The sequence below is a fragment of the Lysinibacillus odysseyi 34hs-1 = NBRC 100172 genome (assembly GCF_001591965.1).
GTDB classification, from domain to species: Bacteria; Bacillota; Bacilli; order Bacillales_A; family Planococcaceae; genus Lysinibacillus_B; species Lysinibacillus_B odysseyi.
This window is the reverse complement of sequence record NZ_BCVX01000011.1, coordinates 1-12,879: the sequence shown is the minus strand read 5'-3', so window position 1 is coordinate 12,879 and position 12,879 is coordinate 1. Positions and strand designations below refer to the sequence as shown.

Sequence of the window (12,879 nt, the reverse complement as noted above, 5' to 3'; positions counted from 1 at the left end):
TTCATTCTCCTCCATTAACGTAACAATTCTTTTTCATGTGGCAAAATCGTGTCTGGGAAAATTTCAGTAGGATATTTTCCTGTAAAGCATGCCATACAAAGCCCGCCGTTTTCATCTTCAAATGGTCGTTCAATCGCTTTTATCAACCCTTCAGCCGAGAGGAATGTCAGGGAGTCTGCACCAATAGTCTGACGGATTTCTTCCACATTCTGACTTGAGGCAATAAGCTCTTCATGTGTTGAAGTATCAATGCCGTAGAAACATGGATCTGTCATTGGCGGCGACGAAATCACAACATGTACCTCTTTTGCTCCGGCTTCCTTGAGCATACGCACGATACGGCGGGATGTTGTGCCACGTACAATCGAATCATCTACCATAATCACACGCTTTCCTTTTACGACCTGTACAACTGGAGAAAGCTTCATTTTCACTCCGCGCTCACGTAGCTCCTGTGTAGGCTGAATAAACGTACGACCTACATAACGGTTTTTAATCAGGCCAAGCTCATAAGGAATACCGCTTTCCTCTGCAAAACCAATAGCCGCGGAAATACTGGAATCCGGCACGCCTGTTACTACATCAGCCTCAATGTGCATACATTCCCGTGCAAGTTCTTTGCCCATACGTTTACGTGCCATATGGACATTAATGCCGTCGATATTAGAGTCTGGACGGGCAAGGTAGACATATTCCATTGCGCACATCGTCCGCTGTTCCTTTTCAACATAACTGTCCACTTCCAGCCCATTGTTTGAAATAATCAATAATTCTCCCGGTTCTACCTCCCGGACATATTCAGCACCAATGAGGTCAAAGGCACATGTTTCAGAAGCGACAACCCATGCATCACCCAGCTTGCCAAGCGCTAAAGGACGCAGCCCATTACGGTCACGTGCTACAATCATTGAATCAGTTGTTAATAGTAGAATAGAGAAGGCGCCTTTCAATAAGGAAAGAGCATTTTTCACCTTTGCCCGGAACGGCGAATGTGAGCTCTTTTTGATTAAATGGACGACTACTTCCGTATCGGAAGTTGAGTTAAATATACTGCCTGAGCGCTCTAAATATTGCTTTAGATGCGTAGCGTTTACTAGATTACCATTATGCGCGATTGCCAGTGAGCCTGTTGATGAACGGAAAAGCAGCGGCTGCACATTTTCAATACCATTGCCACCCGCTGTTGCATATCTGGCATGGGCAATGGCTGCATGTCCAATGGCCGTATGCAATTTTTCTTCATTGAATACATCATTTACGAGTCCTTCGCCCTTGACCGCACGAAGCTGCTGGCCGTCTGTTGTGACGATGCCAGCTCCTTCCTGTCCGCGGTGCTGCAGGGCATGCAAACCGTAATAGCTTAACTGCGCTGCCTCTTTATGACCCCATATTCCGAAAACACCACATTCCTCATTTAAGCCTCTGATTTCAGCAAGCATGGGATTGCTCCTTTCCAAGCCGAACGGAATTCCTCCACTGTACCTTCAATAAGCACACCGTTGTCACCGTTGATTGTTAGTTTCGCCTCTTCTGTTACGACACCGATCTTTTGTGCATCCTTTACGATTTCTTCAAATGCTTTTGCATTTTCCTCTTTAACTGTTAACACAAAACGTGATTGAGATTCAGAGAATAACACTGTAACGGCAGAACCTGCTAATGTAACATTGACACCTAATGAATCTGAAGCAAATGTTTTCTCAGCTAGTGCTACTGCTACACCACCTTCAGAAACATCATGTGCTGACTCTACTAAACCTGCACGGATTGCTGCTAGAATAGCTGCTTGTCGTGCTGCTTCAACATCTAAATCGATTGATGGGGCTTTACCTGAAATTTCACCCTCTACTAATTTCTGAAGCTCCGAACCACCGAATTCCGTTCTTGTTTCACCAATCAAGTACACGATGTCTCCTGCTTGTTTTACATGTTGAGTCGTAACATGCTCTAATTCTTTTACTAAACCAACCATCCCGATTGTCGGTGTTGGATAAACTGCTACACCTGAACGTTCATTATAAAGGGATACATTTCCGCCGATGACTGGCGCATTTAGCGCTGTACATGCTGCAGCGATTCCATCAGCCGACTTTTCAATCTGCCAAAAGATTTCCGGCTTCTCCGGATTGCCAAAGTTCAAGCAGTCCGTAATGGCAAGCGGTTCGCCCCCAGAGCAAACAATATTTCGTGCTGCTTCTGCCACCGCAATTTTTCCACCTGTTTCTGGGTCAAGGTAAATATAACGGGAATTACAATCAGTTGTCATAGCCAGCCCTTTATTTGTACCTCGCACACGCAATACAGCCGCATCAGAACCAGGTGCTACTACTGTATTTGTCCGTACTTGGTAGTCATATTGACCGTATACCCACTCTTTGGAAGCCACTGTCGGTGCTTTTAAAAGAGCTGTCAATGTTTCCTTGTAATCAGCTACTTGCGGCTCAGTGTTTTCCTTTGACTGGAACTCAGCATAATAAGCAGGCTCTGCAGATGGCTTATGGTAAACAGGCGCATCTTCAGCAAGAGCATCTGCCGGCACTTCTGCTACGACTTCTCCTTTATGAAGCAGACGAAGCATTTTGTCATCTGTCACACGGCCTATTGCTACAGCATCCAAATCGTATTTCTCAAAGATAGCCTTGATTTCATCTTCCCGGCCCTTTTTCACAACAAGCAGCATACGCTCCTGTGATTCAGATAGCATCATCTCGTAAGCTGTCATTCCTGTTTCACGCTGCGGTACAAGATTCAAGTTCATTTCTACCCCAGAGCCTGCTTTAGAAGCCATCTCTGCTGAAGAAGACGTAAGACCTGCGGCACCCATATCCTGAATCCCTACTAATGCGTCTGATTTCACTACTTCTAAACAAGCTTCAAGTAAAAGCTTCTCCATAAATGGATCTCCTACTTGTACTGCCGGTCTTTTGTCTTCCGAATCTTCCGTTAATTCTTCGGATGCAAATGTTGCACCATGAATACCATCACGTCCTGTTTTTGCTCCGACATACATAACCGTGTTACCCACACCGGCTGCAATACCACGCTGAATATCCTTATGATCAATCAATCCCACGCACATAGCATTAACTAGCGGGTTTCCTTCATAGCAAGGATCAAATTGGATTTCTCCTCCCACTGTCGGAATACCAATACAGTTGCCATATCCTGCGATTCCTGCGACTACTTCCTCGAACAAGTATTTTCCACGCGCTGACTTCAGCTCACCAAAACGCAATGAATTCAGCATCGCGATAGGACGTGCTCCCATCGAGAAAACGTCACGGATAATACCACCGACACCTGTTGCCGCTCCCTGGTAAGGTTCAATCGCAGATGGATGGTTATGTGATTCCATTTTGAATACAACCGCCTGCTCGTCCCCAATATCTACAATCCCGGCTCCTTCTCCAGGACCCTGAAGTACTTGAGGCCCCTTTGTCGGGAACTTGCGCAGCACAGGTTTTGAGTTTTTGTAAGAGCAGTGTTCAGACCACATTACGGAGAAAAGGCCTGTCTCTGTCCAGTTTGGGAGGCGACCTAAAATCCCTTCCACCATTGTGTATTCTTCATCTGACATACCCATCTGAGCATATAGCTTTTCTTCTTTAATTTGCTCCGCTGTTGGCTCAAACTTAGTTGTTGACATGATTTTCCCTCCACTGCTTTACAATTGATTTAAATAACTTTAGACCATCTGCTCCGCCTACCAATGCATCAACTGCACGTTCGGGGTGAGGCATCATGCCAAGAACATTTCCACGTTCATTGATAATGCCAGCAATATCTTCAAGAGAGCCATTCGGATTTTCCCCTGAATATGTGAATACGATTTGATTGTTTTCTTTTAATCTTTCTAATGTCTCTTCATCACAATAATAGTTACCCTCGCCATGAGCGATCGGAACTGTAATGACTTCTCCTTGTTCATACTGACTTGTAAAGAGAGTGCTGTTGTTTTCCACTTTCAGCTGTACTGGGCGGCACATGAATTTTAAATTCTTATTTCGGAGGAGTGCGCCCGGCAGCAGCCCTGCTTCGGTTAAAATTTGAAAACCATTACATACGCCTAATACCGGTTTGCCTGCTTCGGCAGCTTTTTTTACTTCTGACATAATATTAGATTGATTGGCCATCGCCCCGCAACGTAAGTAGTCCCCGTAGGAGAAGCCCCCTGGTACCAAAATACCATCAAAATTGCTGAGATCTGTTTCTGAATGCCAAACGAATTCTACTTCTTCACCTAGTTCATCCTTGATTGCATGGTACATATCGATGTCACAGTTTGACCCAGGGAAAACGAGTACTGCGAATTTCATGATTAGTTTGCCTCCTCGACTTCATAGCGGTAGTCCTCGATGACCACATTCGTTAATACTTTCTCACACATTTCTTTTACTATCGTATCAATGTCTTTTTCCGTATCGCCGATTGTCAGCTCTAAATATTTGCCAATCCGCAGGTCTTCTACTTCATCGTAGCCCATTTTTACTAATGAACCCTTTACTGCCGAACCTTGTGGATCTAGGATACTTTCGCGTAATGTAACGTAAATTTTAACCTTTTTCATTCTCTATTGTCCTCCAAGTCTAGTAAGTATGATTTCGTAACTTTCCGTTAAACTGCCAAGATTGCGGCGGAACACATCTTTATCAAGCTTTTGTTTTGTTTTGGCATCCCAAAGCCGGCAAGTATCTGGTGAAATTTCGTCCGCAAGCAGGACATTGCCATCCTGATCCCGCCCGAACTCTAATTTAAAGTCAATCAGCTCTACACCAACCTCTTCAAAAATAGGACGTAATACATCATTTACCTTCAGGCCGCCTTCATATAACGCCTGTACTTCCTCGGCTGTTGCGATACCCAGGACATCAATATGCTCTGTTGAAATATGCGGATCTCCCAAGTCATCATTTTTATAATAGAATTCCACGATTGGACGCTTGAGAGGTGTTCCCTCTTCAAGCCCCAAACGCTGCGCAAGCGAACCGGCTGCGGTGTTTCTGACAACAAGTTCAATCGGAATAATGTCGACTTTACGTACAAGCTGCTCATGGTCGGAAAGGCGCTTCACAAAATGTGAAGCGATTCCGTTCTCCTGTAGTTTTTCAAATAGTAATGTAGTGATACGATTATTCAGAACGCCTTTTCCGGCGATTTCTTCCTTCTTCTCCCCATTGAATGCAGTAGCACTGTCTTTATACTCCACAAAGAGAATGCTCGGGTCCTCCGTCGCATATAACCGTTTTGCCTTACCCTCATACAAAAGCTGACCTTTCTTCATGACCTGTTCCCCCTAGATTATTGTAGACCGCAACGTTCGAAAATAAGGTCGACGTTTTGGATGTGATAGTTATAGTCAAAGCAATCATCCAGCTCTTCTTTTGTTAAGTAAGAAGTGATTTTTTCATCCGCTTCCACTAACGGGCGGAACTGTGTTTGCTCGTCCCATGCACGTGCTGTCAATGGCTGTACAGTATCATACGCTTCTTCACGCACAAGCCCTTTATCAATTAACGCTAGCAGGATACGCTGTGAATAAATTAATCCGAAAGTACGATCCATATTGCGCTTCATATTCTCTGGGAATACCGTTAAGTTTTTCACAATGTTACCGAAGCGGTTAAGCATATAGTTCAGTGTGATCGTTGCATCTGGAAGGATGACGCGCTCTGCAGAGGAATGAGAGATATCACGCTCATGCCATAATGCTACATTTTCAAAAGCTGTCATCATATAACCACGCATCAGGCGGGCCATACCTGTCATATTTTCAGAACCGATCGGATTACGTTTATGCGGCATGGCAGAAGAACCTTTTTGTCCTTTACCAAATGCTTCTTCTACTTCACGTGTTTCTGATTTTTGAAGACCACGGATTTCTGTTGCGAATTTCTCGATGGATGTCGCGATTAATGCCAATGTACTCATATATTGAGCATGGCGATCACGCTGCAATGTCTGTGTTGAAATTGGAGCAGCAGCTAACCCAAGCTTTTCACATACATATGCCTCAACCTTTGGATCAATATTGGCATACGTACCAACAGCTCCGCTCATTTTTCCTGTTTCAATCGTCTTTGCAGCCGCTTCAAAACGTTCCAAGTTGCGTTGCATTTCCTGGTACCAAAGAGCAAGCTTCAAGCCAAATGTCGTTGGCTCTGCATGTACACCGTGCGTCCGTCCCATCATCACTGTGTATTTATGCTCCAGCGCCTTCTCACGGATGATGTCGATAAAATTGTGCAGATCTTTACGCAAAATATTATTTGCTTGTTTAATCAAATAAGACAGGGCTGTATCTACCACATCCGTAGAAGTTAAACCGTAGTGCACCCATTTGCGCTCCTCACCAAGTGTTTCAGATACAGCACGTGTGAATGCTACTACATCATGACGCGTCTCCTGCTCAATTTCATAAATGCGGTTAACATCAAAAGACGCATTCTCGCGGATTTTCTTTACATCTTCTTTTGGAATGTCCCCAATTTCTGCCCAAGCCTCACACGCAAGGATTTCCACTTCCAGCCATGCTTGGTATTTATTCTGCTCCGTCCAAATAGCACCCATTTCAGGTCTTGTATAACGTTCAATCATTTATTATTTCTCCTTCTGCTCTGACCAAATGCCAGAATCCTCGATTTGTTGTAAAGTTGTATTCACATCTTCCGTCATTATTGTAACATGACCCATTTTACGATTCACTTTCGCCTCTGCTTTCCCATACAAGTGAATAGACCAATCAGGATATTTAGAAATAGAATTTGTTAGTGGCATGACATGTTGTCCGAGTACATTTACCATGATTGTAGATGCCCAAAGCTTTGGCTTGCGCAGCGGCCAGCCGCATACAGCCCGGATATGCTGTGTAAATTGAGAAATATTGCATGCTTCTATGGAATAATGTCCAGAGTTATGAGGTCTCGGAGCAAGTTCGTTAATGACGATTTCCCCGTCCTCCAGTACAAACATCTCTACAGCCAATGTGCCTACCAAATTAAGATAATCCGCAATTTTCGCTGCTTCTTTTTCTGCGAGTGCTGCTGTTTTCCCTTCTATGCGGGCCGGCACGATCGTTTCATGCAGTATATGGTTAACATGAATATTTTCACCTACCGGCAGACAGCAAGTATCTCCGTTGCCATTACGCTGGACAATAACAGAAATTTCTTTTGTAAATGGGACAAAACCCTCAGCAATACAAACAGAATGCTCCAATAGCTCCTTTGCCATCGAAAGATCCTCTTTACTTTTCAATAGCTGCTGTCCTTTTCCGTCATAGCCGCCACGTGCCGTTTTCACGATACAAGGAAAACCGACTTCCTCAATCTTTTCAGCAAGTTCCTCGTATGTATGCGCTACGATATAAGGGGCAACTGGACATCCTGCTTCCACAATGGCTGCTTTCTCCGTTACACGATTTTGTGTGATACGGACAAGCTCGGCTCCTTGAGGTACATAAGCAATTTCCGTTAAACGCTTCAGCCCTTCGTAATCAATATTTTCAAATTCATACGTAATTACATCACTTACTTCTGCTAATTCTTCCAGAGCTGCCTCATCATCATACGGAGCCACAATACGAATATCTGCCACTTGACCGCACGGCGAATCCATTGTCGGTTCCAATACGGCAATTTTAAAGCCTGCTTCCTTTGCAGCGACCGCCATCATCCTTCCAAGCTGACCGCCGCCGATGATGCCAATAGTTTGACCCGGATAAATCATTTTCATCACAACAAGTCACCCGAACTTTCCAAAACCTGCTGCTTTGTCGCTTCACGACGAGCCGTAAGCTTTTCTGCCAATTGTGTATCGGTCGTTGATAATATTTGTGCTGCCAGCAGGCCTGCATTTGTTGCCCCTGCCTTGCCAATAGCTACAGTAGCTACAGGTACGCCTCCTGGCATTTGTACGATGGAAAGAAGGGAATCCAGTCCATTTAACGCACGCGATTGTACAGGTACACCAATTACCGGCAATGTTGTTTTTGCTGCTACCATTCCAGGCAGATGGGCTGCTCCCCCCGCGCCGGCAATGATGACGTGCAAACCACGGCTTCGAGCTTGTTCTGCATATTCAAACATTAAATCTGGTGTACGATGTGCGGAAACTACTTTTTTCTCATATGCCACTTCTAGTTCATCTAAAATATCACATGCATGCTTCATTGTTTCCCAGTCACTGGAACTACCCATAATAACACCAATTTTTGGATCCATGAATTCGCTCTCCTTTTCAACAACTATTCCTTATTTTCAAAACAACTATAAAAGTCCCCAAATAAACTACTTTCTAAGCATGAGAAAGCAATCTACTTGAGGACTCAATTTAAAGGAATATGCAGATGAAAGCATCTAAGGTCACATCCTTTTCTCAATCATTCCAAAAGTTGCTTTCCCTGCATAGTCCGGTGTTTACGGTACCGGGTAGAAACACTGGAGCCATATTCTCCAGCATATATGTAGGGATCGAATTTCTTTACCTGTTCACATTTTAACAAGGGTTCGAGAGAAAATCAACGGTAAAATGCGAACGTTAAATTTTCAGAAAATGATATTGTTCGGTTTTTAGGTATTTTCCTTCATTTATTCGATAGGAATACCTTTAAATTGTATTTTTTGGCGCAAATATGAGGGTTCCCCGTCAACCATCTCGAAGACAGGTTCCTCTTTCCGTCCAAACGGCATATAACCATCCTTTTTCATTCTTTCTAAACACTGCTCGATTGTTTCCTCTTCTTGCACTTCATACCATACTTGTTTCTTAGCCAAAAATTTTGTTCCTCCTCTTTAAAAGGTTTCTATTACTATAGCATGGATCGATTGTTTATTTAAAATGCACCATATAAAAATTGTGAACGATTCGACAAATTGCATCTGGTAAAATGCACCATGCAAAAAAGCGGTGCTACAAGTTAACTTATAGCACCGCCCGCTCATTATTGGACAATCTCCATATTTTCAATGTACCGATAAACTTCTTCAAACGACATTTCTTGATCTTCTACAATTACACCATATTGGAGGTTGCCTTCTGTCCATTGAATATAGCGGAAATTTTTCATATCTATCTGCTCGCCGTCTACGCCGCGAATTTTTATTTTTTCCGCTCCTATATCTGCCCCAAGATCTCCGGCCTCTTCTGATGATGTAAGTACAGACAAGGTAAAGGCGGGCTCATCATTCACATTATAATTAAAAGCGAACTCCGGACGGCTTTCTACCTTCATATCCTCCACGGATCTTAATGTTACTCCCTCTTCTTCTTTAAATACTAGGAAAGAACCTAATGCCGCTTTCGCTTCTTCTGTTGAGGATTCCTTTGGCCCGTAGCTATCTGCATCCATCTTTTCAACCACTGCCCCCTCCGGAACATCCAGTACAAATAAAGAATCTTCTATCTCGGGCTCCATGTTTACTTTTGTATATTCAGTCGTTACTGTTAGACCTCCACCTGTGGAGATAGTTTTTAAAGTCATCCAGTTTTCCTTATCAATCCATACTTCCATGTCACCCATCATTTGATTTTCCTTGTCAGCTTTCGCAGCAATATGATAGGTCTTACGCCCAGCGACCGTCTCCTCACCTTTCATTTCAATTTTATGAGTGTCTCCTATTAGCTCCAGCAACGTATCTGCCTGCTGTTTTGGCGTCTGCTGCGCAAGATATTCCGCAGTATCCCCCTCATATTCGAAGATTTGGATACTGTTTGCCGGTACATCCAGCATCACTATTTTTTCTCCGTCATTTATCGTAATATATTCTTCACCATTTGATCCTGTCAGCTCTATCCGGCGCTTTCCATCCTTGACCCATTCCTTTATATAAGATACGCCTTCCTCTCCCATATCCATCTTATATTCACCATAGTAGCTCTTTACTTCTGTTGTATCCTGCAAAGCCTGGTCGACAATTTCCTGCGGCGTATAAGTCTCTTCCATGTTGCATGCCGTTAACGCCAATGTTAAAGCCAATGCGGCTGAATAAATCACTTTTTTCATTTACTCTCTCCTCGCCGGCAGCCAGCAAATAATTGCTGTGCCCTTTTTTAATTCTGAAATAACCGTAATTTTTCCATGATGTTTCTCAATAATTTGTTTTGCTATACTTAAACCGAGTCCAGCACCTTTTTGTGCATTTTTATTTCTGGACTGATCCACTTGATAAAGCGGTTCAAAAAGCCTGCTGCACTCCTCCAAAGGAATACCGTCCCCGCTGTTTTGGACAACTAGATAGATCCCTTCCTTCTCGGTTAAGGAGGATTGGACAAATGAATAGCACCAAGGTGGAACATGAGGCAATTCAAAGGCGCCTATTCCGATAGATCCCCCTGCCTCTGTATAGGTCCAGGCATTCGACACAAGATTATCCACTACACGTACTAGCTGTTCCGGATGAACGTCATACATTTTCTCCACATGAAGAAATGTGTCTGCCAGTAACCCCTTCTCCTTGCATACCTGTTCATAATCAGAAAGCAGCATCTCAAAAAATTCTGCACCATCTACTGTTACACGCTTTATTTCATACGTAGGGGACTGCAATAAGGTATACATCATTAAATCATCCAGCATACGTTTCATATAGTCAGCCTTTGAAAAGATAACCTGCAAATACTCCCGGCGCTCTGTATCGCTTAAATGGCTGTTGCCTAATCCTTCTGCGTAGGCCTGAATCGATGTCAACGGGGTTTTTAAATCATGGGATAAGCTTGCGATCATGAACTCCTTCTGCCGCTGTTCTTCCTCCAGCTGTCTTCTGGCATGTTCAATTTCGAGCTGCATTGTTTTAAAGCTCCAAGCAAGTTCTCCAAGTTCATCCTTTTGATGGTATAGATCCGACTTCACCATTTTTCCCTTCGCATAGGCGCGCATTTGGTACATCAGCTCTTTGACAGGTTTATTTAATCGTTTATTCAGGAAATAAATCACCGCTCCATAAATGATAGCCAATAGGCCCAACAGTCCTGCACCTACTAAATAAGAACGATTATTTACCATCTCTATCCATTCCGTACGCAGGAATTTCACTTTATAAATACCGACCATTTCATTCTTGCTATATACCGGCTCCTTATAAACAAAAGACTGGTAGCTCTGCTGGAATTCATACAGGTCTTTTAATAGACGTTCTTTTACTTCTAAATTCCCCTTTTTATTGAAAGGGTTAGAGGAGTAATAGATTTCTCCCTTGGCCGAATATAAAGTAATTTCCAGCTGTTCAGACGCAGCTTCTTCTAATGGCTCAAATGAAGCGCCTGCCCCATACAGTTTAGGATTCTGCAATATTTTTTTTAGTTCGTTTAATTCAACGCGATTTTCGAAATACTCTTCTACCATTTTGTCCTGATAATAGGCATTGATGGATACGTAAAGGCCATATCCGCCTGCCAGGGGCAAAAGCATGACTAATAAATAAGTAAGCAACAGCCAAGTCTTGATCTTCAAAGTTCCTCACCTATAAATCGATATCCCTTTCCCCATATTGTTTGGATAAAATAAGGCTGCTTCACAGGGTCCTTTAACTTTTCCCGCAAGCCTTTTATATGGACCGTTACCGTATGCTGTTCATCAAGCTCAGGCTGTTGCCAAACATGCGTATACAGCTCCTCCTTCGTAAACAATCTATATGGATGTTGGGTAAAGACCTTTAGCAAGGCATATTCCTTCTGGGTTAGGTTAATTTCTATATTCTTATGGAAAACTTGTTCCCTCTTATAATTGATACGCAGCCCATGAGAGAACTGGACAACTTCTTCTGTAGTCTTTACTTTGTTATAACGCCCCCAGCGCCGGAGTTGGGATGCAATCCGTGCCTTTAACTCTTCTAGGGAAAACGGCTTTGTTAAGTAGTCATCGGCTCCCTGCAGCCCTTCCACTTTATCCATCTCCCTATTTTTCGCACTAATCATGATGATGGGAATATCACTTTGAAGCCGAATATGCTCCGTCAGCTTGAGTCCGTTCATTTCTGGTAACATCCAATCTACCAGTACTAAATCAAACTTCCCAGCCTGAAAGTCTTCGAGCCCTTCTATTCCCGTCGTTGCCCATGTGACGTTATAGTTTGCCTTCGTAAGTGTATCCTTGATTATGCGTGCGATTTCACGATCATCCTCAACGAGTAGAATACTGCCTTCCATATTGTCGCCCCCTATCAATAACTATAGCAATGATTACCAGTGCCCTTCTGAACTTTATAAATTCTTTATTTTTAAGGATACGGCATATTGGAAAATTGGGGAAGAAGGGGAAAAGAGGAACATTGAAAAAGGGGGGTATCATTTTAGATGGATCGCTGGAGTGTAATAAAATGCATATATTTTGCCTTTTAGCGAGAAAGAGAGTTTTGTTAAAAGAAAGGATAAAGGAAAATGAATGATGGAGAGATGTTGGTTGTCTAGTAATGAGGTACTTCGTTAAGGATTTCCTGCTTTCCTGTTAGGAAATTAGATTTTTATGTATATATTGAGTTTTTCAGTGGTGTTTACTGATTAGCTAGAGGGCTTTTTCTATATAAAAAAACCAATCTGTTTAGATTGGGGTATACTTGCGAAGCAATGTCCTACTCTCAAAGGGGGCGCCCCCAACTACCATCGGCGCCACTTTCGCAGCACGATGACCGGCGAATGACCGCGTGATCTGCGTTCGCTCTTTCCGTCACGTACAAAGTACGTTCCTTCTTTCGCTTCCTTGGTTCCTTGCCCTTCTTGGTCCTCCCACAGCTCGGGGATTTCGTATCCTATGTTTTTGAGTCCCTTAGATAAAATGAAATCTTCGTTTTATGCGCCGCGCTCACCTTCGGTGTTTGGTTGTTGGGAGCTTTTTTGGCAATAAAAAAACTCAACCTCTACAGGCTGAGTCTGATTGCGAAGCGATGT

12 protein-coding genes and 1 riboswitch are annotated in these 12,879 nt (G+C 43.3%); all 12 genes read right to left on the bottom strand.

The features are described from left to right. Nucleotides 1-14: 14 nt before the first annotated feature. The gene (gene purF, locus BOD01S_RS16870) at nt 15-1,439 is read right to left on the bottom strand and encodes an amidophosphoribosyltransferase (RefSeq protein WP_036150404.1); all 1,425 of its coding nucleotides are present in this window, start codon (nt 1,437-1,439) and stop codon (nt 15-17) included. Continuing rightward, a complete protein-coding gene (gene purL, locus BOD01S_RS16865; RefSeq protein WP_036150403.1) occupies nt 1,415-3,646 on the bottom strand; it encodes a phosphoribosylformylglycinamidine synthase subunit PurL in 2,232 nt (743 codons plus the stop codon). Before purL ends, purF begins: the two co-directional genes overlap by 25 nt. Beyond that, a complete protein-coding gene (gene purQ, locus BOD01S_RS16860; protein ID WP_036150401.1) occupies nt 3,633-4,316 on the bottom strand; it encodes a phosphoribosylformylglycinamidine synthase subunit PurQ in 684 nt (227 codons plus the stop codon). Before purQ ends, purL begins: the two co-directional genes overlap by 14 nt. Nucleotides 4,317-4,318: 2 nt before the next feature. Then, nucleotides 4,319-4,567, bottom strand: coding sequence for a phosphoribosylformylglycinamidine synthase subunit PurS (gene purS / locus BOD01S_RS16855; RefSeq protein WP_036150400.1), 249 nt, complete (start codon nt 4,565-4,567; stop codon nt 4,319-4,321). A gap of 3 nt (nt 4,568-4,570) precedes the next feature. Next, on the bottom strand, nt 4,571-5,281 hold the full coding sequence (gene purC / locus BOD01S_RS16850; protein WP_036150398.1) for a phosphoribosylaminoimidazolesuccinocarboxamide synthase: 711 nt from the start codon (nt 5,279-5,281) through the stop codon (nt 4,571-4,573). A gap of 17 nt (nt 5,282-5,298) precedes the next feature. Beyond that, nucleotides 5,299-6,594 (bottom strand): adenylosuccinate lyase, encoded by a 1,296-nt coding sequence (purB, locus tag BOD01S_RS16845; RefSeq protein WP_036150397.1) that lies wholly within the window; start codon nt 6,592-6,594, stop codon nt 5,299-5,301. Between the two features lie 3 nt (nt 6,595-6,597). Next, a complete protein-coding gene (gene purK / locus BOD01S_RS16840) occupies nt 6,598-7,734 on the bottom strand; it encodes a 5-(carboxyamino)imidazole ribonucleotide synthase (protein WP_036150396.1) in 1,137 nt (378 codons plus the stop codon). Next, a complete protein-coding gene (purE, locus tag BOD01S_RS16835; protein ID WP_036150394.1) occupies nt 7,731-8,219 on the bottom strand; it encodes a 5-(carboxyamino)imidazole ribonucleotide mutase in 489 nt (162 codons plus the stop codon). Before purE ends, purK begins: the two co-directional genes overlap by 4 nt. 164 nt (nt 8,220-8,383) lie before the next feature. Further along, a riboswitch (purine riboswitch) is annotated at nt 8,384-8,483 on the bottom strand. A 102-nt stretch (nt 8,484-8,585) separates the two neighbouring features. Next, entirely contained in the window at nt 8,586-8,771 is a 186-nt protein-coding gene (locus BOD01S_RS16830) for an NETI motif-containing protein (RefSeq protein ID WP_036150393.1), read from the bottom strand. 167 nt (nt 8,772-8,938) lie between these two features. Continuing rightward, nucleotides 8,939-10,000, bottom strand: a complete 1,062-nt coding sequence (locus BOD01S_RS16825) for a LolA family protein (protein ID WP_036150392.1) — start codon at nt 9,998-10,000, stop codon at nt 8,939-8,941. Further along, nucleotides 10,001-11,446 (bottom strand): HAMP domain-containing sensor histidine kinase, encoded by a 1,446-nt coding sequence (locus BOD01S_RS16820; RefSeq protein WP_036150390.1) that lies wholly within the window; start codon nt 11,444-11,446, stop codon nt 10,001-10,003. Next, complete coding sequence (locus BOD01S_RS16815) at nt 11,443-12,141, bottom strand: response regulator transcription factor (protein WP_036150389.1); 699 nt, start codon at nt 12,139-12,141, stop codon at nt 11,443-11,445. Before BOD01S_RS16815 ends, BOD01S_RS16820 begins: the two co-directional genes overlap by 4 nt. Nucleotides 12,142-12,879: the final 738 nt, after the last annotated feature.

Excerpts from the sequence above, each read along its gene's own strand:
- purQ (WP_036150401.1), bottom strand. The coding sequence starts at position 4,316 with ATGAAATTCGCAGTACTCGTTTTCCCTGGGTCAAACTGTGACATCGAT.
- purS (WP_036150400.1), bottom strand. The coding sequence starts at position 4,567 with ATGAAAAAGGTTAAAATTTACGTTACATTACGCGAAAGTATCCTAGAT.
- BOD01S_RS16815 (WP_036150389.1), bottom strand. The coding sequence starts at position 12,141 with ATGGAAGGCAGTATTCTACTCGTTGAGGATGATCGTGAAATCGCACGC.
- purF (WP_036150404.1), bottom strand. The coding sequence starts at position 1,439 with ATGCTTGCTGAAATCAGAGGCTTAAATGAGGAATGTGGTGTTTTCGGA.
- purE (WP_036150394.1), bottom strand. The coding sequence starts at position 8,219 with ATGGATCCAAAAATTGGTGTTATTATGGGTAGTTCCAGTGACTGGGAA.
- purC (WP_036150398.1), bottom strand. The coding sequence starts at position 5,281 with ATGAAGAAAGGTCAGCTTTTGTATGAGGGTAAGGCAAAACGGTTATAT.
- BOD01S_RS16825 (WP_036150392.1), bottom strand. The coding sequence starts at position 10,000 with ATGAAAAAAGTGATTTATTCAGCCGCATTGGCTTTAACATTGGCGTTA.
- purL (WP_036150403.1), bottom strand. The coding sequence starts at position 3,646 with ATGTCAACAACTAAGTTTGAGCCAACAGCGGAGCAAATTAAAGAAGAA.
- purB (WP_036150397.1), bottom strand. The coding sequence starts at position 6,594 with ATGATTGAACGTTATACAAGACCTGAAATGGGTGCTATTTGGACGGAG.